The organism is Microbacterium sufflavum, from assembly GCF_023091155.1.
In the GTDB taxonomy this organism is placed as follows: Bacteria; Actinomycetota; Actinomycetes; order Actinomycetales; family Microbacteriaceae; genus Microbacterium; species Microbacterium sufflavum.
Genome location: NZ_JAHWXK010000001.1, coordinates 1,333,826 through 1,356,854, shown reverse-complemented (window position 1 = coordinate 1,356,854; position 23,029 = coordinate 1,333,826). Strand labels below are relative to the sequence as shown.

The 23,029-nt window shown below is 70.5% G+C and carries 21 protein-coding genes; 8 read left to right on the top strand and 13 right to left on the bottom strand.

The window, feature by feature from the left end; genetic code table 11:
* Positions 1 to 57: 57 nt before the first annotated feature.
* A complete protein-coding gene (locus tag KZC56_RS06655) occupies positions 58 to 1,269 on the bottom strand; it encodes an MFS transporter (protein ID WP_247638866.1) in 1,212 nt (403 codons plus the stop codon).
* Between the two features lie 143 nt (positions 1,270 to 1,412).
* On the opposite strand from KZC56_RS06655, the gene KZC56_RS06650 reads away from it, so the two are divergent.
* Positions 1,413 to 3,080 carry an SDR family oxidoreductase gene (locus KZC56_RS06650; protein ID WP_247638166.1) on the top strand — a complete coding sequence of 556 codons (1,668 nt, stop codon included), beginning with the start codon at positions 1,413 to 1,415 and terminating at the stop codon, positions 3,078 to 3,080.
* A 78-nt stretch (positions 3,081 to 3,158) separates the two neighbouring features.
* On the opposite strand, the gene KZC56_RS06645 is transcribed toward KZC56_RS06650, so the two are convergent.
* The 8 genes from KZC56_RS06645 to KZC56_RS06610 all read right to left on the bottom strand — a co-directional run bounded on the left by KZC56_RS06645 (position 3,159) and on the right by KZC56_RS06610 (position 12,344).
* Positions 3,159 to 5,129 (bottom strand): BCCT family transporter, encoded by a 1,971-nt coding sequence (locus KZC56_RS06645; protein ID WP_372490604.1) that lies wholly within the window; start codon positions 5,127 to 5,129, stop codon positions 3,159 to 3,161.
* Positions 5,130 to 5,211: 82 nt separating this feature from the next.
* Positions 5,212 to 6,891 (bottom strand): ABC1 kinase family protein, encoded by a 1,680-nt coding sequence (locus tag KZC56_RS06640; protein WP_136045210.1) that lies wholly within the window; start codon positions 6,889 to 6,891, stop codon positions 5,212 to 5,214.
* 45 nt (positions 6,892 to 6,936) lie between these two features.
* Positions 6,937 to 7,569 (bottom strand): PadR family transcriptional regulator, encoded by a 633-nt coding sequence (locus KZC56_RS06635; protein ID WP_247638164.1) that lies wholly within the window; start codon positions 7,567 to 7,569, stop codon positions 6,937 to 6,939.
* A 41-nt stretch (positions 7,570 to 7,610) separates the two neighbouring features.
* Positions 7,611 to 8,546 (bottom strand): ROK family protein, encoded by a 936-nt coding sequence (locus KZC56_RS06630; protein WP_247638163.1) that lies wholly within the window; start codon positions 8,544 to 8,546, stop codon positions 7,611 to 7,613.
* On the bottom strand, positions 8,543 to 9,226 hold the full coding sequence (locus tag KZC56_RS06625; RefSeq protein ID WP_205814397.1) for an N-acetylmannosamine-6-phosphate 2-epimerase: 684 nt from the start codon (positions 9,224 to 9,226) through the stop codon (positions 8,543 to 8,545). The genes KZC56_RS06630 and KZC56_RS06625 overlap by 4 nt, the downstream gene beginning before the upstream one ends.
* Positions 9,223 to 10,089 carry a carbohydrate ABC transporter permease gene (locus KZC56_RS06620; RefSeq protein ID WP_136036855.1) on the bottom strand — a complete coding sequence of 289 codons (867 nt, stop codon included), beginning with the start codon at positions 10,087 to 10,089 and terminating at the stop codon, positions 9,223 to 9,225. The genes KZC56_RS06625 and KZC56_RS06620 overlap by 4 nt, the downstream gene beginning before the upstream one ends.
* The gene (locus KZC56_RS06615) at positions 10,076 to 11,044 is read right to left on the bottom strand and encodes a carbohydrate ABC transporter permease (RefSeq protein ID WP_247638162.1); all 969 of its coding nucleotides are present in this window, start codon (positions 11,042 to 11,044) and stop codon (positions 10,076 to 10,078) included. The genes KZC56_RS06620 and KZC56_RS06615 overlap by 14 nt, the downstream gene beginning before the upstream one ends.
* Positions 11,045 to 11,054: 10 nt before the next feature.
* Positions 11,055 to 12,344 (bottom strand): ABC transporter substrate-binding protein, encoded by a 1,290-nt coding sequence (locus KZC56_RS06610; protein ID WP_247638161.1) that lies wholly within the window; start codon positions 12,342 to 12,344, stop codon positions 11,055 to 11,057.
* A 130-nt stretch (positions 12,345 to 12,474) separates the two neighbouring features.
* Between KZC56_RS06610 and KZC56_RS06605 the strand changes: the two genes are divergently transcribed.
* The 4 genes from KZC56_RS06605 (at position 12,475) to KZC56_RS06590 (ending at position 15,532) form a co-directional block, all read left to right on the top strand.
* A complete protein-coding gene (locus KZC56_RS06605) occupies positions 12,475 to 13,188 on the top strand; it encodes a GntR family transcriptional regulator (RefSeq protein WP_136034445.1) in 714 nt (237 codons plus the stop codon).
* Positions 13,189 to 13,236: 48 nt separating this feature from the next.
* Positions 13,237 to 14,739 (top strand): DUF4127 family protein, encoded by a 1,503-nt coding sequence (locus tag KZC56_RS06600; RefSeq protein ID WP_247638160.1) that lies wholly within the window; start codon positions 13,237 to 13,239, stop codon positions 14,737 to 14,739.
* Between the two features lie 80 nt (positions 14,740 to 14,819).
* Complete coding sequence (locus tag KZC56_RS06595) at positions 14,820 to 15,308, top strand: DUF2975 domain-containing protein (RefSeq protein WP_136034449.1); 489 nt, start codon at positions 14,820 to 14,822, stop codon at positions 15,306 to 15,308.
* Positions 15,308 to 15,532 (top strand): helix-turn-helix domain-containing protein, encoded by a 225-nt coding sequence (locus tag KZC56_RS06590; RefSeq protein ID WP_206252005.1) that lies wholly within the window; start codon positions 15,308 to 15,310, stop codon positions 15,530 to 15,532. The genes KZC56_RS06595 and KZC56_RS06590 overlap by 1 nt, the downstream gene beginning before the upstream one ends.
* Here KZC56_RS06590 and KZC56_RS06585 read toward each other — a convergent pair.
* Positions 15,529 to 15,834 carry an ArsR/SmtB family transcription factor gene (locus tag KZC56_RS06585; protein WP_247638159.1) on the bottom strand — a complete coding sequence of 102 codons (306 nt, stop codon included), beginning with the start codon at positions 15,832 to 15,834 and terminating at the stop codon, positions 15,529 to 15,531. The two genes, KZC56_RS06590 and KZC56_RS06585, sit on opposite strands and share 4 nt — an antisense overlap.
* Positions 15,835 to 15,916: 82 nt before the next feature.
* Between KZC56_RS06585 and KZC56_RS06580 the strand changes: the two genes are divergently transcribed.
* A complete protein-coding gene (locus KZC56_RS06580; protein WP_247638158.1) occupies positions 15,917 to 17,149 on the top strand; it encodes an MFS transporter in 1,233 nt (410 codons plus the stop codon).
* Between the two features lie 10 nt (positions 17,150 to 17,159).
* On the opposite strand, the gene KZC56_RS06575 is transcribed toward KZC56_RS06580, so the two are convergent.
* The 3 genes from KZC56_RS06575 to KZC56_RS06565 form a co-directional block, all read right to left on the bottom strand.
* Positions 17,160 to 17,675, bottom strand: coding sequence for a hypothetical protein (locus tag KZC56_RS06575; protein WP_247638157.1), 516 nt, complete (start codon positions 17,673 to 17,675; stop codon positions 17,160 to 17,162).
* Positions 17,676 to 17,798: 123 nt separating this feature from the next.
* The gene (locus KZC56_RS06570) at positions 17,799 to 19,220 is read right to left on the bottom strand and encodes an MFS transporter (RefSeq protein WP_247638156.1); all 1,422 of its coding nucleotides are present in this window, start codon (positions 19,218 to 19,220) and stop codon (positions 17,799 to 17,801) included.
* Positions 19,221 to 19,320: 100 nt separating this feature from the next.
* Entirely contained in the window at positions 19,321 to 19,887 is a 567-nt protein-coding gene (locus tag KZC56_RS06565) for a TetR/AcrR family transcriptional regulator (protein WP_247638155.1), read from the bottom strand.
* A gap of 156 nt (positions 19,888 to 20,043) precedes the next feature.
* Here KZC56_RS06565 and KZC56_RS06560 point away from each other — a divergent pair, with 156 nt between their 5' ends.
* Entirely contained in the window at positions 20,044 to 21,540 is a 1,497-nt protein-coding gene (locus KZC56_RS06560) for a SulP family inorganic anion transporter (protein ID WP_247638154.1), read from the top strand.
* Between the two features lie 115 nt (positions 21,541 to 21,655).
* A complete protein-coding gene (locus KZC56_RS06555) occupies positions 21,656 to 22,948 on the top strand; it encodes a hypothetical protein (protein WP_247638153.1) in 1,293 nt (430 codons plus the stop codon).
* Positions 22,949 to 23,029 lie beyond the last annotated feature (81 nt).

Below are 23,029 nucleotides of genomic sequence, written 5' to 3'. Positions count from 1 at the left end.
CGACTGCAACTCTAGCGTTGCACAGCGCCCTCTCTCTTGCAACCCTTGTATTGCAGATCAGTCGCGCGGTCGCCGCCCGTCGAGGAAGCCCGACAGCAGCACCGCGAGCAGGGCCGCCGCCGGGGCGACGATCAGCCCGGCCGCCAGGCTCTGCGTCTCCGCGAGATATCCCACGAACGGCGGCGACAGCAGGAAGCCCAGGCGCAGCAGCCATGACACGAGCGTCAGCCCCACCCCCGGACGCAGTCCCGGCAGCTCGTCGGCGGCGTGCATCGCGGCCGGGATGAGCGTGGCGATCCCGAACCCCACGGCGGCGAACCCCAGGATCGTGCCGGGAACGCTCGGGAAGGCGAGCGCGAGCGTCATCCCGACCGCCGCGATCAGGCCACCGACCGCCGCCACCGCGCGCTGCCCGAACCGATCGGTCAGGGGGTCGCCCAGCAGCCGCCCGATGAACTGCGCACCGACGAGGGCGATGAAGCCGAGCGGGGCGATCGCGGCGGCAGCCCCCAGCGAGTCGCCCAGGTACAGCGTGGCCCACGAGTTGCCCGCATCCTCCGCGACCGCTCCCGCCATCGCGATGAGGGTCAGCGCCACGATCGCGACGATCGTCCGCGGCGGCACACCTCGGCGCACCTGCCCCGCCAGCTCGCCCGGCTCGGCCGCGGCCTCCTCCGCGTCGTCGTCGCGACCAGGGAGGCAGAAGCCCAGCGCCACGAGCGCGACCGCGGCGAACAGCGCCGTCGAGATCCCCAGGTGCACGGCGAGCGGCAGGTGCAGCGCGATCGCCCCGGCGGCCATGACCCCGCCCAGCACGGCACCGATCGACCAGATCGCGTGGAAGCCGTTGATGATCGAGCGGCCGTAGCGCTTCTGCACGCGGAGGCCGTGCGCGTTCTGGGCGACATCGGTGATCGCGTCGGAGGCTCCGCCCAGCAGCAGCGCCAGGGCGAACAGCACTCCCGACGGCGCGAGGGCGGCCGACAGCAGCCCGAGGCTCGTGAGCACCGTGCCGATCACGGCGACGCGGGCCGAGCCGAACCGCCGGATCAGGACGGCCGCGAGCAGCCCTGCCGCGATGGCTCCCGCGGGGAAGGCCGCGATCGCGACGCCGTAGCCGAGGTTGTCCAGGCCGAGGGCCGACTTGATCTCCGGGTAGCGCGGGAGGATGTTTGCGAACAGGGCGCCGTTGGTGAGGAACAGCGCCGAGACGGCGATCCTGGCGCGGCGCGTCTGCCGGTCGGGCCGCGTGCGTCGAATCGATTCGATGGAAGTCACGAGTACGACCGTACCCCGTCTGGCGCCCCCTCGGCGACCGCCCGCGATCGAGGCCGCGAGCCGGACGATTATCCGCGCATCGCGACCGCCGCAAGCCCGTTCCGATCGTCCGCTCCCCCGCCTACGCTCGGACCATGAGCGAGCTCACCCAGCCCACCGGGCGCGAAGAGATGCTGCGGGCCGTCCCCCGCGCCGACGGTTCCGCTCCCCGCGCCCTCGTCCTCGGCGCCACCGGCTACATCGGCGGCCGCCTCACCCCCCGCCTGCTCAACGCCGGCTACCGCGTGCGGGTGCTCGCCCGAGACGCCGCGCGCGCCGCGTCGTTCACCTGGGGGGACGACTGCGAGATCGTCGAGGGATCCGCCGACGACGCCGACGCCGTCGCCCGCGCGATGGACGACGTGGACGTCGTGTACTACCTGATCCACTCGATGTCCGCGGGCAAGGGCTTCGAGGAGAGCGACGAGCGGGCCGCGCACACGGTCGCCCGCGCCGCCGCCGCGGCGGGAGTGCGGCGCATCGTCTACCTCGGCGGACTGCACCCCGACGACGTGACGCTCTCCCCCCACCTGCGCTCCCGGGTGCGCGTCGGCGAGATCCTGCTCGACTCCGGCGTGCCGACCCTCGTGCTCCAGGCCGGGGTCGTGATCGGCTCCGGCTCCGCATCCTTCGAGATGATCCGCCACCTCACCGACGTGCTGCCCTACATGCCCGCGCCGAAGTGGGTGCGCAACCGCATCCAGCCGATCTCCGTGCGCGACGTGCTGCACTACCTGCTCGGTGCCGCCCGCCTCGACCCCGACGTGAACCGCGCGGTCGACATCGGCGGCCCCGACGTGCTGCGCTACGGACAGATGATGAACGGCTACGCGGTCGAGGCGGGGCTCCGTCAGCGTGCGATCGCCGCGCTGCCCGTGCTCACGCCCGAGCTGGCCTCGCACTGGGTGAACCTCGTGACGCCGGTGCCGCGATCGATCGCCCGACCGCTCGTGGCATCCCTGCAGAACGAGTGCATCATGAAGGACCACGCGATCGACGAGCTGATCCCGCGGCCGGACGGCGGCCTCACCCCGTACCGCCGCGCCGTCGCGCTCGCCCTCGGCCGCGTCGACGCCGACGCCATCGAGACCAGCTGGCAAGATGCGGAGGTGTCCGGCGCGCCCAGCGACCCGCTGCCGAGCGACCCCGACTGGGCCGGACGCACCGTGTTCACCGACGCCCGCTCGGTGCGCACGCACGCCTCCGTCGCGGAACTTTGGCGCGTGATCCTGGGCATCGGCGGCGAGAACGGCTGGTACTCCTCGCCGCTGCTGTGGGCCGTGCGTGGCTGGATGGACCGCGTGGTGGGCGGCGTTGGTCTGCGCCGCGGCCGCCGCAGCCGCACCGCCGCTCGGGTGGGCGACGCGATCGACTTCTGGCGCGTCGAGGCCGTGGAGCAGACCGACGCCGGGCACCTGCTGCGGCTGCGCGCCGAGATGAAGGTGCCGGGGGAGGCGTGGCTCGAGCTGCGGGCGGTGCCAGACGGCGCGGGTGCGCGGTATGAGCAGCGGGCGATCTTCTTCCCGCGCGGCCTCACCGGACGGCTGTACTGGCTGGCCGTGCTGCCGTTCCACGGCCTGATCTTCTCGGGCATGGCCGCCCGCATCACCGCCGCCGCAGAGACCCCGGCGGCCGCGGAGACCCCGGCCGACGCGGAGACACAGGCGGACGCGGAGACCCCGGCGGACGCGGACACCCCGGCGGACGCGGAGACCCCGGCGGACGCGGAGACACAGGCGGACGCGCCGCATCAGGCGTCCTGAGCCACGGCCGCCCTCACCCGCGCGGTCGCCTGAGCCGAGGGACCCGGGTGCCGTCGCGCGCCCGGGCCCTCCGCGGCGTCAGCGGACGGGCGGACCCTCGGCCCCGGGCTGCGCGGCCTCGTCGGGCTGATTCAGGGTCTCGTCCATCGCGGCGTCCACTGCGGCTTCGACGTCGGCCGGCGGGACGATGTCGATCGCCTCGGTCGCCGCCTCGTACACCTCGGCGAGGGTGTCGTCGACCGTGTCCTCGTCGATCCATGCCAGGTCGTCCTCCGAGTGGTCGTACTCGACGGGCACGAGCGCGAAGTCGTCGCCGTACTCCTCCAGTCCGGCCATCACGCTGTGCCGCACGGCGGCGCGGGCGTAGCGGTCGCGCAGGATCATCGGGTCGCGCCGCAGATCCTTCATGAACGCGATCATCATGAACGCCATGATGATGGCGAACGGCAGGGCCGCGATGATCGTCGCGTTCTGCAGCGACTGCAGGCCGCTGCCCTCCGCGCCGCTCACGAGCAGCACCGCGGCGATCACGCCGACCAGCACACCCCAGACCACCGCGACCCAGCGCGACGGCTCTGGGCGCCCCTGCTGGGAGAGCGTGCCCATCACGAGCGAGGCGGAGTCGGCGCCGGTGATGAAGAAAATCGCGATGAGCAGGATGAGCACGATGCTCGTGACGAGGGGGAACGGCAGGTTCTCCAGCACGCCGAACAGCACCTCCTCGGGCGGGTCGACCACGAGCCCGGCGCCGTTCATCTGCTGCTGGATCGCGGTGGTGCCGAAGATCGCGAACCACACGAGCGAGATCGCCGACGGCACGACGATGACCACCGACACGAACTGGCGCAGCGTGCGCCCGCGCGAGATCTTCGCGATGAACATGCCGACGAAGGGCGACCACGAGATCCACCACGCCCAGTAGAAGATCGTCCAGCTCGACAGGAACGCCTCCGCGGCCTCACCCTGCGAGGCCGAGCGGCCGATCATGGTCGGCAGGTCGCCGAGGAACTGCACCGCGACCGACGGGATGACGTTGAGGATGAGCAGCGTCGGCCCGACGAAGAACACGAAGAACGCCAGCAGGATCGCGACGACCGCGTTGATGTTCGACAGCGCGCGGATGCCCTTCGAGACCCCGGAGACGGCCGACGCGATGAAGCACGCCGTCAGCACGGCGATGACGGCGATCAGGATGCCGTTGCCGAGCGGGCCGATGCCGCTCACCAGCTCGACGCCGTGGCCGATCTGCAGCGCACCGAGCCCGAGAGACGCGGCCGTGCCGAACAGCGTCACGATGATGGAGAAGATGTCGATCGTTCGGCCGACCGGGCCCGTCGTGCGGTGCTCGCCGAGCAGCGGCGCGAAGATCGACGAGATCAGCGGGGTGCGACCGCGGCGGTAGGCGCCGTAGGCGATGGCCCCGCCGACGAGCGCATAGAACGCCCAGGCCTGCGGGCCCCAGTGGTAGAGCACCTGCGTCTGCGCGGTGTGCATAGCCTCGAGCGTGTTCGCCTCGACCGTTCCGGGTGGCGGGTTCTCGAAGAACGTCAGCGGCTCCGCGGCGCCCCAGAACACCAGCCCGATGCCCATGCCGGCCGCGAAGAGCATCGAGATCCACGAGAACATCGAGAACTCGGGCTCCTCGTCGTCACGACCCAGAGGAATGCGCCCGTAGCGGCTGAAGCCGACGAACAGCATGAACACGAGGATGATCGTCGCGATCGTGGTGAAGAAGAAGCCGAAGTACTCCACGACCCACGCGAGCACGGTGCTGGTGGTGCCTGCGAGGTTGTCGCCCGCGAACACGCCCCACGCGATGAACCCGAGGGCGAACGCCGCCGCCACACCGAACACGAGCGGGTCGGTGCGGTAGGTGCGACCGGTCTCCTCGACCGAGACGCCCGGCACGAGCGCGGGGTGCACGCTGCGCGGCGGAACCGTGGTGATGTCGCGCACGATCTTGCGCGCGGCCTCTCCCGCGGTGCGGTGGGTGCCGGTGGGGGTCTGCGGACCGTCGGAGGGGGAATGCTTCTCGACCGGGTTGTCCATGAGAACCCATCCTCCCATGCGGGCCGCCTCGGCCAGGGCCGCCTCCGCCGGAGCCGCCGCGTTCTCCTGCGGCCGGGCGGGTCTAGCGGCCGCGGCGCCCCGCGAAGAGCGCCCCGAGCAGAGGCAGCACGGAGACGCACAGCAGCGTGATCCCGAGCGGGGGCACCGGGGCGACCAGCAGCGCGCCGCCCACGAGCATCGCGGCGAACAGCACCCCGGAGGCGATGCGGCGCGCGATACCCTCCAGCCGATCGAGGCGCCGCTCCAGTCGCGAGGTGTCGAACGACACGGTGCCGTCGTCGATGCGGGTGATGATGCGGTCGATGCGCCCAGGGAGGCGCCACGTGGTCGCGGCGTTCTCCATCGCCTGCTGGGCCATGTCCTGCATCAGGTTGCCGGACTCGTCGCGCAGCAGCCGAGCGGCGTAGGGCTCCGCCGCATCCCACACGTTGAACGCGGGGTCGAGGCCGCTGCACATGCCCGAGGTGAGCGACACCGCCCGGATCAGCAGCAGCAGGTCTTCCGGCAGCTGGAGCGGGAGGCGGCGCACCATGTCGCCGAACTCGTCTGCGAAGTCGGTGAACTCGCGCGGGTCGACGCGGCTCAGCTCCGCGAAGCCCATGCCGCCGAAGCGGGCGAACAGGGCCGTCAGGGCGCGCTCGAGCTCGGCGGTGTCGGCGGTGGGCAGCAGCACCCCGATCTCCTTCGCGGCGGCCACGAGTCCGCGACTGTCGCGCGCGGTGACCGCGATCAGGAGCATCCGCAGCCCCTCGCGGAGGTTGTCGGGGACCTCGGCCATCATGCCGAAGTCGATGAACGTCAGACGGAAGCCCCCGTCCGTGGGAACCGGGGTGACGAAGATGTTGCCGGGATGCGGGTCGGCGTGCACGAAGCGATGCGTGAACACCTGGTCGAACATGACCTCGGCGAACGCGTCGGCGACGGCCCGCGGTTCGATGCCGGCCGCCCGCAGCGCCTCGGTGTCGTTGATCTTGATGGCGGTCACGTCGGACAGCGTCAGCACGCGGCGGGTCGTGCGCTCCCACACGATCTCGGGCGCCGCGACCCGGGGGTCGTCGGCGAAGTTCTCGCGGAACCGCTCGGCGCTGCGGGCCTCGTGCAGGTAGTCGATCTCCTCCAGGCTCGTGACGGCGAACTCCTCCACGAGGGCGGGCGCATCCACCCGGTCGGCGACGATGCGCACCCGCGTGAGCCAGCGGGCGACCCGGCGGAGGGCAGCGAGGTCGACCGCGACGATCTCGTCGATGCCGGGGCGCTGCACCTTGACCACGACCTCGTCGAGCCCGGTGTCCTCCGCGTCGAGGGCCGAGAGCCGCGCGCGGTGCACCTGACCGAGCGAGGCCGCGGCGACGGGGGTGTCGTCGAACCAGGCGTAGGCGCGCTCCAGGGGGATGCCGAGCTCGGCCTCCGCGAGCGCCCGGATCTGCGGCGTGGGCACCGCGGGCACCTCGTCCTGCAGTCCCTCCAGCTCCTTCGTGATCTCGGGCGGGAGCACGTCGAGGCGCGACGACATGAACTGCCCGACCTTGATCATGAGTCCGCCGAGCTCGACCGCGAGGGTGTGGAAGCGCCGGGCGAAGCGCTGCATCCGGCGCGGGCGGGTGCGCTCCGCGACCGCGGCGAGCCCGAAGCGCGGAAGCACCAGCTCGAACCACCAGATCTTCACGAACTCGCGGCTCGCGAACGACAGGATGCGGCGGTACCTGGCGCGATGGACGCCCTGGGCTACCGCTTCCGTCATCGCGTCATCCTTCCGCCGTTCCGCGCCGGATGCCGCACGACGCGGTCAGTCCTGGGCAAGGATCGTGTACAGCCTACGGCGGGCGTCGTCGAGCACCTCGATCGCCTGCTGCACCTGCTCCGCCGAACCGCTGCGACCGACCTGCGCGGCCGCGGCGGCCAGGTCGACGCCGGCCTTGGGCAGCGCGCTGTAGCGGGGGTCGCGTCCGCGGTCCTTGTCGGAGGTGGACACCCACGGCGCCGGGGTCTCGGTGGTCTCGTCGGCGACGGCGCGACCGGCCTCGGTGAGCGCATAGGTCTTGCGGCCGTTCTGCTCCTCCGCCTCGATCAGCCCTTCGTCGGCGAGCAGCTGGAGCGTGGGGTACACGGAACCGGCGCTGGGCTTCCAGGTGCCGCCGCTGCGCTCGGCGATCTCGTTGATGATCTGATAGCCGTGCATGGGGCGCTCGGCGAGGAGCGTGAGCACGGCGGTGCGGACGTCGCCGCGCGCCATGCGGGAGCCGCCGGACGGGCGCGAGTCGAACGACTTGCGGAGCTGGTCCATCGCCTCGAAGAGCGCGCCGGCCGGACCGTGGGGTCCGCCGAAGAGGTTGCCGAGGCCGGACGCGAAGTCACCGGCACCGCTGCCGCCGGTGTTCCCGGTTCCGCCGAACGGGTTGGAGGGGAATGCGTTGCTCATGATGACCTCCCAGTCGTGAACGATAGTTAACGATATATCGCTCACGCTGGGCGTGGGGTGGGAGTTTCGACCGGCGCGAGCAGGGCCGCGCCGGTCGCCGTCGCGTCCACCCCGAACTCGGCCGGAAGGACGCGGGCCCGCGCCGGGCCCGGCATCGCCACGGCCCGATAGGCCCGCGCCACCTCGTCCAGATACCGCTCACCGATGCCCGCGACACCCCCGCCCACCGCCACCGCCTCGACGTCGAGCAGCGCGTTGGCCGCGGCGAGAGCGCGCCCGAGGAACTGCGCCCCCTGCGCGATCACCTCCGCCGCCGTCCGGTCGCCCGCACGGGCCAGGGCATCCACCTCGCGCAACGGGAGCGGTGTCCCGGTGCGCTCCCGGTACGTCCGTTCGAGTCCGGGCCCCGACGCCACGGCCTCGACGTGCCCGGGCGCCCCGCAGCCGCAGCGCCTCCCGGCGAGCTCGGCCGGCAGCGCCAGCTCGGTGTGCCCGACCGATCCCGCGGTGCCGGTCGCCCCGGCGCGGAGCCCGTCCGGGAGGACCACGGCCCCGCCGATGCCCGTGCCCACCGCGACCATCAGCAGCCCGCCCGCTCCGCGACCCGCTCCCTGGGCGGCCTCCGCGACCGCCGCCGCGTGCACGTCGTTCACGACCGCGACCGCAACCCCCGTGGCGCGCTCGAGTGCCGAGCGCAGCGGGAACCCCGCCCACCCCCGGATCGCGTCCGTGGCCGAGGTGATGGATCCGTCGGGGGCGACCACGCCGGCCGTGCCGACACCGACCGCCGTCACGGGTTCGCCGTCGGCGACCGCGCGGACCGCCTCGACGACCGCCCGCACGATCGCGTCCCCGCCCTCGCGCGCCGGCGTCGCACAGCTGCGCACGGGCGTCACCCGGCGACGGCCGCCCGCGGGATCGGGCTCGAATCCGGCGACCGCGATCTTGGTGCCGCCGATGTCGACCCCGACGATCACACCCGCTCCCCGGCTTTCGGGGTCGCCGCGACGAACCGGCGCGTGAGCGCGATCGGGTCGGTGATCGCCCCGCCGACGACCACGGCGAAGGCCCCCGCGTCGAAGGCCGCGCGCACCTGCTCCGGTGTCTGGTAGCGGCCCTCCGCGATGGTCGGGATGCCGGCCGCGGCGAGCGCGGCGACGAGATCGAGGTCGGGTCCGTCCTGCCGCGGCGAGTGCGGCGTGTAGCCGGAGAGGGTGGTGCCGACCACGGCGGCGCCCGCCTCCCACGCCCTCCTGCCCTCCTCCGCGGTGGAGACGTCGGCCATCACCGGGAGCCCGGTGGCCTGCGCGATCCGGCCGAGCAGGCCGAAGTCCGTGCCGAGCTGCTCGGTCGTGGCGTCCACCGCGATGACGTCGGCCCCCGCCGCGGCGAGGCCCTCCGCAAGAGCGACGTCGGGCGTGATCACGTTGCGCACGCCGTTCCACACCTTGTGCAGTCCGATCAGCGGCACCGCCGTCGCCGACCGCACCCGGCGGAGGTCCTCCGGTCCGTTCAACCGCAGCCCGCTGGCACCGCCGAGCAGCGCCGACTCCGCGAGCGCACCGATCACGTGGGTGTCGCGGGCCGGGGTGCCCGCTGACGCCTGGACCGAGGCGACGAGGCTGTCACGGAGCAGTTCGAGGGTGTCGTGTGTCACTTGATCGCTCCTGCGCTGACGCCGCCGATGAAGAACTTCTGGCCGATGAGGAAGATCACCACGGCCGGCAGCGTGAACATCACGCATGCCGCCATGAGCGGCCCCCACGCCACGTCGTTCTCCCCGAAGAAGGCGTACAGACCGATCGACAGCGTGTACGTCGACTGGTCGTTGAGATAGATGAGGGGATTGAGGAAGTCGGTCCACGCCCACACGAACTGGAAGATCGCCGCGGTGACGATGGCCGGGCGGGCCAGGGGCAGCACGATCGTCGCGTAGGTGCGGAACTCGGAGGCGCCGTCGAGGCGCGCGGCCTCGATCAGCTCGTCGGGCACCGCGAGCAGGAACTGCCGGATCATGAAGATGAAGAACGGCGTGCCCAGGAAGGCCGGCACGATCAGCGGCAGGTAGGTGTTCGTCGCCTCGAGCCCGTTCCACACCAGGAACAGCGGGATGAGGGTCACCTGGGGCGGCAGCATCATCGTGGCCAGCACGAGGATGAGCAGCGGGCGGGCGCCGCGCCATTTCACCTTCGCCAGCGCATAGGCCACCAGCGGGCACGAGATGACCGTGCCCAGGATGCTCATGCCCGACACGAACAGCGTGTTGCCGAGGTAACGCCACACGGGGATCTGCGCGAACGCCTCGGCGAAGTTGTCCATGGTCCACTCGGCCGGAAGCAGCGTGGGCGGCGAGGAGAACACGTCGCCCGGCGTCTTGAACGCGGTCGACAGCATCACCAGCAGCGGGAAGAGGAACAGCAGGGCGAGCAGCGCCACCGACACCTGCTGCCGGACGCGGCGCAGCGTGCGGCGCGTGCGGCGGGGCCGGCGGGCGGGGGCGGAGATCTCAGCGTGTGCCATCGTGCACCCACTTCTTCGACGACGCGAGCACGATGAGGCTCACGATGAGCGTGACGATGAACAGCGTCCAGGCCATGGCCGAGGCGTAGCCCATCTTCAGGAACACGAACGCGTTCTGGTACAGGTACATCGCGTAGGAGAGCATCGACTGCCCGGGCCCGGAGCCGGCCTGATTGAGCCGCTCCTGCGACAGGATGTAGGGCTGCGTGAAGATCTGCAGGAAACCGATGATGCTCACGATCACCTGGAACAGGGTCACCGGAGACACCGTCGGCCAGGTGACGCTCGTGAACCGGCGCCAGACTCCCGCACCGTCGAGCTCGGCCGCCTCGTACAGCTCCTTCGGCACCTCCTGGAGGGCCGCGAGGTAGATGATCATGGTGCCGCCGACGGTCCACAGCGACATCATGATGATCGCGGGCTTGGTCCATTCCGGCTGCTGCAGCCACGCCGGCCCTTCGATGCCGAACCACGACAGGAAGTGGTTGATGAAGCCGTACTGGGCGTTGAGCAGCCAGCGCCACAGGTAGCCGCCGACCACCACGGGCACGATCGAGGGCAGGTACACCAGCGCGCGGTACAGCGGCTGGCCGCGGACGGGGGTGTTGAGCAGGTGGGCTCCGGCGAGCGCGATGCCGATCGCGAGCGGCACCCCGAACACGGTGAGCACGGCGGTGTTGGCGAGCGACTTCCAGAACACCCCGTCCGCGAACATCTGGGTGTAGTTGTCCAGGCCCACCCACTCGGGCGCCTGGAAGAGGTTGAAGTCGGTGAAGCTGTAGTACGCCGAGGCCACGATCGGGTAGGCGAACAGGAACAGGAAGCCGACGATGAACGGCGCGGCGAAGGCGAGGCCGATCAGCGTCGTGCGGCGGCTGCGGCGCCGCCGGACGGGGGCGCCGGGCCCGGCGGGAGTCGTCTCCCGCCGGACCCGGGGTGTGGTGGCCGTGGTCACGGAGCGCCGCTCACTTCGAGGAGTAGGAGGACATCCGCTCCTCGACGGTCGCGATCGCCTCCTCCGGGGTGGCCGTCAGCCGCACGACCTCGTCGAACGCGGTGGCCAGGTCGGTCGCGTACTCCGCGCTGTACGGGCGGCTCGCGAGGGACTTGGCGTTCGGCGAGGAGGCCGCCTCGGCCCAGACGCCGAAGTCCTCCAGCTCGTCGAAGGCCGCGCTGCCGGCGAGGGAGGAGCGGCCGGGGAGGTTGCCCAGCGCGACGGCGAACTTCTCCATCGGCTCGTCGCTGACGAGGTAGGCGAGGAACGTCGCCGCCTCTTCCTTGTGCTTCGAGTTGGCGGGGATGAACAGGGTGCTCGCGGTCACCTGCGTGCTGTTCTCCAGCTCGGGGGTGGCGGCGGGGATGGCGGTGACGCCCCATTCGAAGTCGGGGGCGATCTTGGCCGCGCTGGCCGAACGCCACTCGCCGTCGATGATCATGGCGACCTGGCCGCTGAAGAACGGGTCCTGCGCCGAGAGGTACTCGCCCTGACCGGAGACGAACGTGGCCATGGCGTCGGCGCCCACCGGCTCGATCACGTTGTCCTGGTACCACTGCAGCGCTTCGAGGTTGCCGTCCTCCGCCGGAGTCGGGCCGTCCTCTCCGTCCCAGCTGCCGCCGAACGCGTAGCCGAGAGTGGTGAGCGTGGTGCTGTCGTTGGCGGAGCCCAGGCCGAGCTGGGTGATCTTGCCCGAGGCGTCCTTCTTGGTGAGCTTGGGGATGGCGGCGGCGAGCTCGTCCATGGTGGTGGGCGGGGTCACGCCCGCCTCCGCGAGCAGCTGGGGGTTGTAGAGCAGCTGGAAGCTGTGGATGGCGATGGGCAGCGAGTAGATCTTGCCGTCGTAAGTCATCTGCTCCATCGCGCTGGGCACGAAGTCGTCGACGTCGATGTCCTCCGCGGCGATCGCGTCGTCGAGCGGGGCGAGGATGCCCTTCGAGGCCCAGGCGCCGACGGTGTTCCCGAAGTTGTCGGAGATGTCGAACGAGCCGTTGGACGACGACATCGAGGTGAGCTGCTTCTGGGTGTCGGGGCTGGAGACGCCCTTGACGACGATGTCGTCCTGGCTGGCGTTGAAGTCGGCGATGATCGCCTCCAGGGCCTTGGCCTCCTCCCCTCCCCACAGGTACGAGAACGTGATCTCGGTGGGGCCGTCGGCGTCGCTGCCGCCTCCCGCGCATCCGCTGAGGGCCACGACCGTCGCTGTGGTCAGTCCGGCGGCGACCAGGGCGCGCCGGCGCATGTGCTGCTTCATGTGCATGGGGAGTTCTCCGCTCATCGTTGACCTTGCAAAAGGATTGGAATAGACCAATTCGGAACCGCTGAGAACAGACATTGACACACCTGGGGGCGGTCGTCAAGATTGGGTTAGTCCAAATGAGGGGGAAGCCATGACGATCGAAGGTGTGACGAAGCACGAGCGGGTGCGCCGGCATCTCGAGGAGGTCATCCAGCAGGGCCTGGCGCCGCACGAGAAGCTGCCGACCGAACGCGATCTCGCCGAGTCGCTCGAGGTCAACCGGCAGACGGTGCGCCGGGCGCTCGACGAGCTGGAGCGCGACGGGCTGGTCTACCGGCTCCAGGGCGCCGGCACCTTCGTCAGCGCCTCGCGCATCAGCAAGGCGTTCGAGCTCACGTCGTTCTCCGAGGACATGCTCGCCCGCAACATGCGGCCAGGATCGCTGTCGGTCGACGTGTCCACCGCCGCGGCGGGGCAGACCACCGGCTACGCCTTGAACCTCAGCCCGCAGTCGCCGGTGGTGCGGATCCGCCGCGTGCGCACCGCCGACGACATCCCCATCTGCCTGGAGGTGTGCTCGATCGCGGCCGACGCCGTGCCGGGGCTGGAGGAGGGCATCGTGGGCGACTCGCTCTACGAGGATCTGCGCACCCGGTTCGGCATCTCGGCGGTGCGCGCCGACCAGGAGATCCACGCGGTCGTGCTCGACGAGGAGCAGGCCGCGGCCCTGCAGACGCCCCCGTTCTCGCCCGCGTTCCTCGTCAAGCGCACCACCTACGACGCCCGCAGCCGGCCGCTGGAGTACGCCGAATCGGTGTATCGGGGCGACCGCTACTCCTACCTCCTCTCGATCTCCCGCCCCTGAGCGTTCGCGCTCCCGACCGGCAATCCCTTCACCGACGAAAGGCTCCTCGTGTCCGACCCGACCCTCCGCCCGCGCATCGCCCTGCTCCCCCTCGACGATCGGCCGGTGAACGTGAAGCTGCCCGGCGACGTCGCCGCGGTCGCGGGCGTGACGCTCGACGTGCCGCCCGCCGAGATCCTCCCCGCATACCGGACGGCGGGCGACGCGGACGCGCTCGGCGCCTGGCTGCGGGAGCGCGCGGCCGACCCGGCGACCGTGCACCTCGTGGTGTCGGTCGACATGCTGCTCTACGGCGGACTCATCGCGAGCCGGACGAGCCACGACACGACGCGTGACGTGCTGGCGCGTCTCGACGTGCTGCGCGAGGTGCGGCGGATGCGCCCCGAGCTGCCGATCTCGGCCGTCTCCCTGGTCACGCGCGCCAGCAACTCGTACTCCGCGGCCGAGGAGCCGGAGTACTGGACGGCGCACGGCAAGGAGATCCACGCCCTCGGGGGCGACGCCCACCGGCTGCTCGGCGAGACCGACGTGCTGCCGCTGGAGGATCTGACACCCGTGCCGGCCGATGTCGTGTCGGACTACGCGACGCGGCGCCTGCGCAACCACATCGTCAACCTCTCGACCCTCGGGCTGGTCGAGGACGAGACGCTCGACTTCCTCGCCATCACCGCCGACGACACCGCGCCGTTCGCGGCGGGAAGCGCCGAGCAGGTGTGGCTGCGGCACTGGATGCGGATGCTGCCGTCGGGCCGTCGCGTGCTCATGTACCCGGGCGCCGACGAGGTGGGGGCGGCGCTCGTCGCCCGAGCTCTCGCGGGGAACGCCGGGGTGACGGTGTCGTTCGCGGTGGCGTGCGCCGACGCCGCGGGGATGGAGCGGATCCCGCCGTACGAGAACATGTCGCTGGCGGCCTCGGCGAGCCGGCAGATCCGCGCGGCCGGTGCCGTCGAGGTGGCGGCGGACGCCGACGTGACCCTGGTGCTGCACGCCCCCGACCCCGACCGGCACGACATGTTCCGCGGGCGGCCCGATGTGGTCGACACCGCGGCCGTCGCCGGCACCGTCGCCCTGGTGCGGGAGCGGCTGGAGGCGGGCGAGCGGGTCGCGCTGGCCGACGTGCGGTATCCGAACGGGGCGGACGAGGCGCTGGTGCGCGCGCTCGCCGACGCCGACCTGCTCGGGCGGCTGGAGGCGTTCGGCGGCTGGAACACGGCGGGGAACACGCTCGGCAGTGTGGTCGCGGTCGCGGCCGCCGCAGTGGTCGGCCGGGCCACGGGGTCGTTCGACGAGCGGGCGGCGCGGATCGCCCTGCTGACCCGGCTGCTGGACGACTTCGCGTATCAGGCCGTCGTGCGCACGGACTCCGGGCCGTCGCTGTTCCCCGACATCTACCCGATGGCGGACGACGCGCGGGTGGCCGAGGCGTCGCGGGTGATCCATGCGGAGCTGACGGCGCTGCTGGAGTCGATGCTCCCCGCCGACGGCGTGCGCATCGACGAGCTGACCCTGCCGTGGCGGCGGTCGTTCGAGATCGGCCTCGTGCTGCGGTAGCTCCGGGCGGCCGGCGTTCGCGCTTGCCTCATCGAACGATTAACGATAGATTTCTGTTGTTTCTCGACGGGAGGTGTCGCATGGCCAAGGGAACGACGATCGCGCTGCAGGTGGTGATCGCCCTCGCCCTGCTCGGGTCGCTGGTGGTGCAGACGGTGATCGCGCCGCTCGTGTACGCCGACCTGGAGGGGGAGGCGACGTGGGCGCGCATCACGCTGGTCGCGATCCTGGTGCTGGGCGTCGCGACGATGCAGGTGTTCGGGGTGTGCGTGTGGATCCTGCTCCGCAAGGTGCGGCGGGGATCCCTCTTCTCGACATCCTCGTTCCGCTTCGTCGACACGATCATCGGGGCGATCCTGGCGGCGGCGGTGCTCGCGTGGGTGCTCGCGGCCCTGCTCGCCCCGGGCGAGATGGCACCCGGAGTCGTCGCGCTGATCGGCGGTGCGGGAGTGGTGCTCGCCGGGATGGCGTTGCTCGTCGTGGTGATGAAGGCGCTGCTGCGGCAGGCGATCGACCGCGACGCGGAGGCACGGGCTCTGCGGTCCGAGCTCGACGACGAGGTGATCTGATGCCGGTGGTCGTCGACATCGACGTGATGATGGCGCGCCGGAAGATCGGTGTCGGCGAGCTGGCGGAGCGCATCGGGATCACCCCCACCAACCTCGCGGTGCTGAAGAACGGCCGCGCGAAGGCGGTGCGGTTCACGACGCTCGATGCGCTGTGCGTGGCGCTGGACTGCCAGCCGGGCGACCTGCTGCGGTGGGTGCCGGACGACGGGGCGCCCGCGGACTAGCCCGGCAGTACGGAGTCGAGCAGCCCGGGGAAGCGGGCGTCGAGGTCGTCGCGGCGGAGGGTGAGGGTACGGCGCCGCCCGTTGGGCTCGTTGCGGATGACGCCGGCCTCGCGCAGCACCTTCATGAAGTGCGACTTGGTGGACTTCGGCAGGTTCGGGTCAGTCGCGTGGCAGGAGGCCATGTCGAGGGGACCGTCGGCGAGCTGGCGCGCGATGGCCAGTCGCTCGGGGTCGCTGAGCGCGAAGAGCACCTCGGTCAGCTGGATCTCGGAGCGCTCCGGGTGGGGCAGGTCGCCAGGCATGGTTCGAGAATAGTTGAACAATGGTGCGAGGGCGAGTACGCTCCGAGAGTTCGATGATTCTCGAACTGTCAAGGAGCCGCGCATGACCACCACCGAGCCCATCGTCACCGCCCCGCCCGCCGCGCCCCGGCACCCCCGCCCGACCGCGACGCGCACCCGGCTCGGGTTCGTGCTCGTCGTGGTCGCGCAGATCCTGATGATGGCGGGAGCGAGCGCACCCTCGCCGTTCTACCCCGTGCTCGCGCACGACATCGGGTTCGCGCCGGTCGTGATCAGCGCGGTGTTCGCGGTGTACGCGGTCGCACTGCTCCTGACGCTCCTCACCGCCGGGTCGCTGTCGGACCACGTGGGGCGGCGACCGGTCGCGGTCGTGGGGTTCCTGCTGCTCGCGGGGAGCATGTTCCTGTTCTGGCACGCCGACGCCGTGTGGGTGCTGTTCGTGGCGCGGATCCTCCAGGGCGTCGCGAGCGGGGCACTGATCTCGGCGCTGTCGGCGACGGTGCTCGACTTCGCCCCCGGGGGTCGAGCGAAGACGGCCGCGCTGTGGAACGCGCTGAGCCCCGGCATCGGACTCGCGCTCGGCGCGCTCGTGTCGGCGGTCATGCTCGACCTCACCCGGGAGGCGCTGCTCGACGTGTTCGCCCCGCTCACCACGGTGTACGTGCTGCTCGCAGCGCTGTTCCTCGTCGTTCCGGAGACAGCTCCGCGGCGGCCGGGCGCGTGGGCGTCGCTGAGCTTCCGCCTGTCGATCCCCGCCGCGATCCGGGGCGACTTCTGGCGCGGAGCCCCGGCCGTCGTGGCGGGGTGGGCCACGGGCGGGCTGTTCCTGTCGCTCGGCGCGAACATCGTGGCGCGTGAGCTCGGCGGCGTCGCGCACCTGTGGCAGGGCCTCGGCGTGGTGCTGCTCGCCGGGGTCGGGGCGGTCACGGCGTTCGCGATGCGCGGGCGCTCGGCGCACACGAGCGTGCTGTTCGGCACCGCCGCGCTCGGCCTCGGCACGCTGCTGTCGCTCCTCGCGCTCGGGGTCGGCTCCCTCCCCTTCTACCTGGGCGCGGCCGCGGTCACGGGCATGGGCTTCGGCACGGCGTTCTCCGGTGTGGTCGCGTCGCTCGCACCGCGCATTCCCGCGACCGAACGCGCCGACACCTTCGCGGTGCTGTACGTGCTCGCCTATCTCGCGTTCGGCGTGCCCGCCGTGGTCGCCGGGTCACTCGTCGGCGTGGTCGGGCTGGAGGCGGTGTGCGTCGGGTACGGGGTGGTGGTGATCGGGCTCGCCGCGGTGGCGTTCACCCTGCGGGTGCGGGCGGGGCGGTAGCTCCGGGCGGTCAGGGGGTCGTCATCGGGGTGGTCGACACGTCGATGATCCCGAGCGGGAAGGGGCTCACGACGGACCAGGACCCCGAGGTGAACTGCTCGAGATCGATCGACTGGAACCACACCTGCGACACCACGACGGCGATCACGACGAGCACGCCGGCTCCGTACATCGCGCGCTCCAGCGTCCGCAGTGCCGCACGCTCGTCGGCAGCCTTCGTCACGCGACCGAGCGCGATCAGGAAGATCGCTGCGAGGGCGACGTAGACCAGCACGTTGGACTGAAGCGCCATCGAGACGCAGACGGGGGCCTGGTCGACCGACCGACCCTCGGAATCGACGAAGCCGCCGCTGCCGTCGTAACCGCCCGGGCAGTAGCTCTTGCTACCCGTCATGAAGGCGGAGTAGACGACGCCCGCGACCACCATCCAGATCAGAGTTCGTCGAATGCCCGCGATCACCACGGCGCCCGGGAGCGCAGAGGCGGCGGTCTCGATGTGCTGCGACGGTGGCGGCGTGAGCGACACGGGGTCTCCTTCGCGGTCGGTCCCCTTCATCATGTCGGAGGTGGCGGCGGAGAGGAAGGGTCCAGGTGCGCACGCAGCGGCCCCGCGCGCCCGGAGGCGACGCGCGGGGCCGACTGCCGCACCTCAGCGGCGGCGCCAGACCGCGACGGTTCCCGCGCCGATCACGGCGAGCGCGGCGGCGCCGAGGAAGAGCCAGGAGAAGCCGCCCGTCATCGCCTCGGCGGCAGGGACACCGGCGGCATCGAGCGCCGAGGTGCGCAGTCCCGCGATCGTTCCGAGGACCGCGAGGCCGACCGCACCCCCGATCTGCTGGCTGGTGTTGATGAGTCCGCCCGCCAGTCCCGCCTCTCCCCCGTCGACCCCGTCGACCGCGAGCTGGGTCGTGGCGACGAACGCGCCCCCGAGTCCGATGCCGATCAGCAGCGTCGGGCCGAGCAGGTGGACGAGGAAGACCGCGTCAGACGGAGCGAGCGCGAGCCACACGAGCCCACCGGCGAGCACGAGGAGCGAGGCGGCGAGCACGCGTCGAGCGCCGGCACGACCGATCAGCGCCGGGACGACGCCCGCGACGACGACCAGGGCACCGGCGAGCGGCAGCTGGGTGAGGCCGGTCGTGAGGGCGTCGTACCCGAGCACGGCCTGCATGAACACGGAGAGCGCGAAGAACAGCGCGACCATGGCGGCGCCGCCGAGCAGCATCACGACGTTGCCGAGGGCGAGGTCGCGGTTGCGGAACACCGCCAGCGGGAGGAGCGGCTCCGGCGCGCGACGCTCGATCAGGAGGAACACGGCGCCGAGCACGAGCGCGACGGCGAAGAGCCCGAGGGGCAGAGGGTGGACGAAGCCGAGCTGCTCGACCGCGCTGAACGCCCCGACGAGGGCGACGAGTGCCGCGGTCACGCTGATCGCACCGGCCGCGTCGAGGCGACCGGAGGCGCGGACCGTGTCGCGGGTGATGAGGAGCGGGACGGCGATGAGCACGACCGCCCCGACCGGGACGTTCACGAAGAACACCGACTGCCACCCGAGGGTCGCGGTGAGCACGCCGCCGAGGAGTACGCCGGCCGCGGAGCCGATGCCCGCGACGGCACCCCAGACGCCGAGCGCTCTGGTGCGTTCGGCGTCGTCGGGGAAGAGGTGCGTGAGCAGGGCGAGGGCCGCGGGGGCGAGCAGCGCGGCGGATGCCCCCTGGAGTGCGCGCGCGGCGAGGAGCATCTCGGGCACGACCGAGAACCCCGCGAGCGCCGAGGCGACGACGAACCCCGCGGTGCCGAGCAGGAACACGCGGCGGTGGCCGTAGCGGTCGGCGAGCCGCCCGCCGAGGAGCAGGAGGCCGCCGAACGCGAGCACGTAGGCGGTGATGACCCATGCGAGCGCGGCCGTGTCCATGCCGAGCTGCTGCCCGAGCACCGGAAGGGCGATGTTGACGATGGAGGCGTCGAGCACCACGAGGAACTGCGCGAGCGCGAGCACGCTCAGGGCGAGCCAACGGCGGGTGCTGCGCAGAGGGGCCGCGGCGGAGGTGAGCGGAGTGAGGGTGGTCATGGTTCTCTCTTCTCTGTCGTGTCGGTCGATTGTCGGGTTCGTGGAGAGTGATTGCTCACTCACTCCTGTAGGCATGCGAAAGGGCGCGCCCTGCGGGGGCTCACTCGGGGTGGGTGATGCCCGCGGTCAGGAGGGCAACCCAGTCCTCGGGTCGGCCGTCGAGCTGCGTGGTGACGATGAGATGGCAGAGCTGCCCGTAGGCGATGAAGCGCTGCACGTCCTCGTCGCTGCCGCCGGAGCGGGACTGGACGTAGGTGGTGATGCGCCCCAGTCCGGCGCGCAGCGCTTCACCGATCACCTCGATGTCGGCCACGGACTGCGCGTGCACCTGGAGCATGAGCAGCGTGCGGTCGGAGATGAGGTGCGCGTAGGCATCGCCCATCGCCTCGAGCACGGTGGCGGGCTTCTGGTCCTTCGCGGCGTCGGCACCCTCCTCGAGGGCGACGAGGATCGCGTCGAAGCACGCGTCGAGCGCCGCGACGAAGAGCGCCTCCTTGCCGGAGTACAGCTTGAACACGTAGGCCGGGGAGATCTTCGCCTCGCCCGCGACATCGGCCACCGTCGTGCCGTGAAACCCCCGGCGCGCGAACGCACGCAGAGCCGCGGCAGCCACGAGCGGGCGGCGTGCGTCGGCCGTGGAGAGGACGGAGCTTCGGGTGGCGGGCATGAGAGTGACTGTACACTCACTCTTGCGGGCGGGGCAAGAGGTGTCGTGGTTGCGCGGGGCTGAAGCGGCAGGGCGATGGGACTTCCCAGTCGGTGTGTCCGCATAGGCTGGATCGTCTGCCTCTTCCTCTGAGGCACCTTCCCCCTGGAGCCCCCATTGTCTGCAACGACGGCCATCGACCGCGCCCGCTATCGCGACCACCCGTCGGTGCTCACGGCGCTGAAGAACCCGCGGATGCTGACGCGCGAGGTGCTCGCCGGGCTCGTCGTGGGGCTCGCGCTGATCCCGGAGGCGATCGCGTTCTCGGTGATCGCGGGGGTGGACCCGAAGGTGGGACTGTTCTCGTCGTTCATCATGGCCGTGTCGATCGCGTTCCTCGGCGGGCGCCCGGCGATGGTGACCGCGGCGACCGGGGCCGTGGCGCTCGTGATCGCGCCGGTCGCGCCGACGTACGGGCTGGACTACTTCATCGCGACGGTCATCCTCGCCGGGATCTTCCAGGTCGTGCTCGGAGTGCTTGGGGTCGCGAAGCTCATGCGATTCATCCCCCGCAGCGTGATGGTCGGGTTCGTGAACGCGCTGGCGATCTTCGTGTTCAGCTCGCAGTTCCCCCAGCTGATCGACGTGCCATGGCTCGTGTATCCGCTCGTGGCGCTCGGGATCGTCGTGATGCTGGTCATGCCGAAGCTCACGAAGGTCGTGCCGGCGCCGCTCGTGTCGGTGATCATCGTCACCGGGGTGGTGCTCGCGTTCGGCATCACGGTGCCCACGGTCGGCGATCAGGGCGAACTGCCGCGCAGCCTGCCGGAGCTCTTCATCCCGAACGTGCCGCTCACGTGGGAGACGTTCACGATCATCGCGCCGTTCGCCCTCGGGGTGGCGCTGGTCGGACTGATGGAGTCGCTGCTCACCGCGAAGCTCGTCGACGAGATCACCGACACCCACTCGAACAAGACGCGCGAGTCGTGGGCGCAGGGCGTCGCGAACGTGCTGTCGGGGATCTTCGGCGGCATGGGCGGCTGCGCCGTGATCGGGCAGACCATGATCAACGTGAAGGCCTCGGGCGCCAGGACCCGCATCTCCACGTTCTGCGCCGGGGTGTTCCTGTTCCTGCTGGTGGTGGTGTTCGGCGACTTCGTCGGGACCATTCCGATGGCGGCACTCGTGGCCGTGATGGTGATGGTGGCGATCGGCGCGTTCGACTGGCACTCGATCAAGCCGTCGACGCTGAAGCGGATGCCGAAGAGCGAGACGTTCGTGATGCTCGCGACCGTTCTGTTGGTCTTGGTGACGCACAACCTCGCGGTCGGGGTTGTGGGTGGCGTGCTGGTCGCGTCGGTGCTGTTCGTCCGGCGGGTGGCGCACTTCGTATCGGTGACGCGTTCGGTTGCGGGCGACGTGGTGACGTATGTCGTGGATGGGGAGCTGTTCTTCGCGTCGAGCAACGACTTGACGACGCTGTTCTCCTACACGGACGACCCATCCCGCGTTGTTGTTGATCTGTCGGGATCGCACGTGTGGGATGCGTCGACCGTCGCCGCGTTGGACGCGATCGAGACGAAGTACGCGGCGTTGGGGAAGACGGTGGAGATCGTCGGGATGAACGACTCGAGCGGAACCATGCACGGGCGGCTGACGGGCGGGTTCGAGTAGAGGCCCCCGGGTGACGGAGCGCTGCTAACGTCAAGCAGCTGTGGCTGCATACGTACGTCCCCGGTTTAGGCCATCATCGTGAGTGGTCCATCAGCGGGCCGACGACGAACGGGGCATGAGGATGGACGACGGGGACCTGTCCGAGATTGAGTTGGTCATCGATGGGGATGGAATCTCCCTGATCGGCCGGCGCGAACTTGTCGAGGAGTTTATTGAGGCCAACAAATTACGGTCTCGCGAGCTGGATCTGTCCAAGCTCAAGACCGCATTCGGAGCCGGGGCGGCTGTCATGAAGGCCGGCTCCGAAATAGCGGCGAACTCGGGGCGCTGGATGAAGCTAACCGAAGAGTCGTGGGCCGCCGCGCAGGCCCTTCCCAAGGTCACAAACTCGACGAGCAAACAGCTGCATGCAACTCTTCGGGCACCTAATGGTCAGTTCGCGAAGAACCTGCAGTTCCTCAAGACACCAGGGTCGATCCTCACAAACCCTGCGATGCTCGCTGGTGTCGCCGGAATCATGGCACAGGTTGCGATGCAACAGACCATGGACGAGATCACTGACTACCTCGCCGCAATCGATCAGAAGGTCGATGACGTACTGCGCGCGCAGAAGGACGCCGTGCTTGCGGACATCATCGGCGTGGACATGATGCTCGAAGAGGCACTCACGATCCGCAAGGAGGTCGGCGGCATCTCCGAGGTGACCTGGTCGAAAGTGCAAGCGTCCTCGATGACGATCGCCCGCACGCAGGCATACGCCTTAAGGCAGATCGAGGCGTTAGCGGGGAAGCTCCAAAGCAAGTCTGTCAACGAACTCGCTGACTCGTCCAAAAAGATCGACGGCGAGGTACAGGAATGGCTCGCCGTCCTCGCACAGTGCTTCTATCTGCAGGAGGCGATGGGAGTGATCGAACTCGACCGGGTCCTCCAGACATCCCCCGAGGAACTGGAGCAACACCGAGTTGGCCTGCAGAGAGCTCGCATGAACCGTGCGGAACTGATCACTCGGACCACGCGACAGCTACTCGACCGGGTCGACGAGGCCGCAACTCTGGCGAACTCGAAAGTCCTGTTCAACCCGATCGAGTCTCCGGCCATCGTGCGCTCCAGAAACAAGGTGAGCGACTCTGTCGGCACCTTCCACGAGCGACTCGGGATCGAGGCGTCAGCGGAGGTGCGAGAGTCGCGACGCTGGTCGTCAGCGGCCACGGACACTCGCGACGACCTACTCAAGGCCGGCGCGGATGGATTGGACGCCGCGTGGCGCATTGGCGCGGAGAGCATCCAGGTCGCCGGGCGGGTCGGCGCCGAAAGCGTGGACAAAGCAAAGGAGATCGCTGGGTCCTTCGCAGACCTTGCTGGACGCACTTTTCGTCGGCGTTCACCGAAAGACACGGCGGGCGAGTGAGTGACCAGGCGGGGCACGGGACTGGAGAATTGATCTCAAAGACCTTCCTCAGCACGTTCGCGATGCCGAAGCCCGTGCGGA

What these genes read in the sequence shown, in the direction of transcription:
- KZC56_RS06650 (WP_247638166.1), top strand. Translation starts at nt 1,413, where the DNA reads ATGAGCGAGCTCACCCAGCCCACCGGGCGCGAAGAGATGCTGCGGGCC.
- KZC56_RS06645 (WP_372490604.1), bottom strand. Translation starts at nt 5,129, where the DNA reads ATGGACAACCCGGTCGAGAAGCATTCCCCCTCCGACGGTCCGCAGACC.
- KZC56_RS06640 (WP_136045210.1), bottom strand. Translation starts at nt 6,891, where the DNA reads ATGACGGAAGCGGTAGCCCAGGGCGTCCATCGCGCCAGGTACCGCCGC.
- KZC56_RS06635 (WP_247638164.1), bottom strand. Translation starts at nt 7,569, where the DNA reads ATGAGCAACGCATTCCCCTCCAACCCGTTCGGCGGAACCGGGAACACC.
- KZC56_RS06620 (WP_136036855.1), bottom strand. Translation starts at nt 10,089, where the DNA reads ATGGCACACGCTGAGATCTCCGCCCCCGCCCGCCGGCCCCGCCGCACG.
- KZC56_RS06610 (WP_247638161.1), bottom strand. Translation starts at nt 12,344, where the DNA reads ATGCACATGAAGCAGCACATGCGCCGGCGCGCCCTGGTCGCCGCCGGA.
- KZC56_RS06605 (WP_136034445.1), top strand. Translation starts at nt 12,475, where the DNA reads ATGACGATCGAAGGTGTGACGAAGCACGAGCGGGTGCGCCGGCATCTC.
- KZC56_RS06595 (WP_136034449.1), top strand. Translation starts at nt 14,820, where the DNA reads ATGGCCAAGGGAACGACGATCGCGCTGCAGGTGGTGATCGCCCTCGCC.
- KZC56_RS06590 (WP_206252005.1), top strand. Translation starts at nt 15,308, where the DNA reads ATGCCGGTGGTCGTCGACATCGACGTGATGATGGCGCGCCGGAAGATC.
- KZC56_RS06585 (WP_247638159.1), bottom strand. Translation starts at nt 15,834, where the DNA reads ATGCCTGGCGACCTGCCCCACCCGGAGCGCTCCGAGATCCAGCTGACC.
- KZC56_RS06580 (WP_247638158.1), top strand. Translation starts at nt 15,917, where the DNA reads ATGACCACCACCGAGCCCATCGTCACCGCCCCGCCCGCCGCGCCCCGG.
- KZC56_RS06570 (WP_247638156.1), bottom strand. Translation starts at nt 19,220, where the DNA reads ATGACCACCCTCACTCCGCTCACCTCCGCCGCGGCCCCTCTGCGCAGC.
- KZC56_RS06565 (WP_247638155.1), bottom strand. Translation starts at nt 19,887, where the DNA reads ATGCCCGCCACCCGAAGCTCCGTCCTCTCCACGGCCGACGCACGCCGC.
- KZC56_RS06555 (WP_247638153.1), top strand. Translation starts at nt 21,656, where the DNA reads ATGAGGATGGACGACGGGGACCTGTCCGAGATTGAGTTGGTCATCGAT.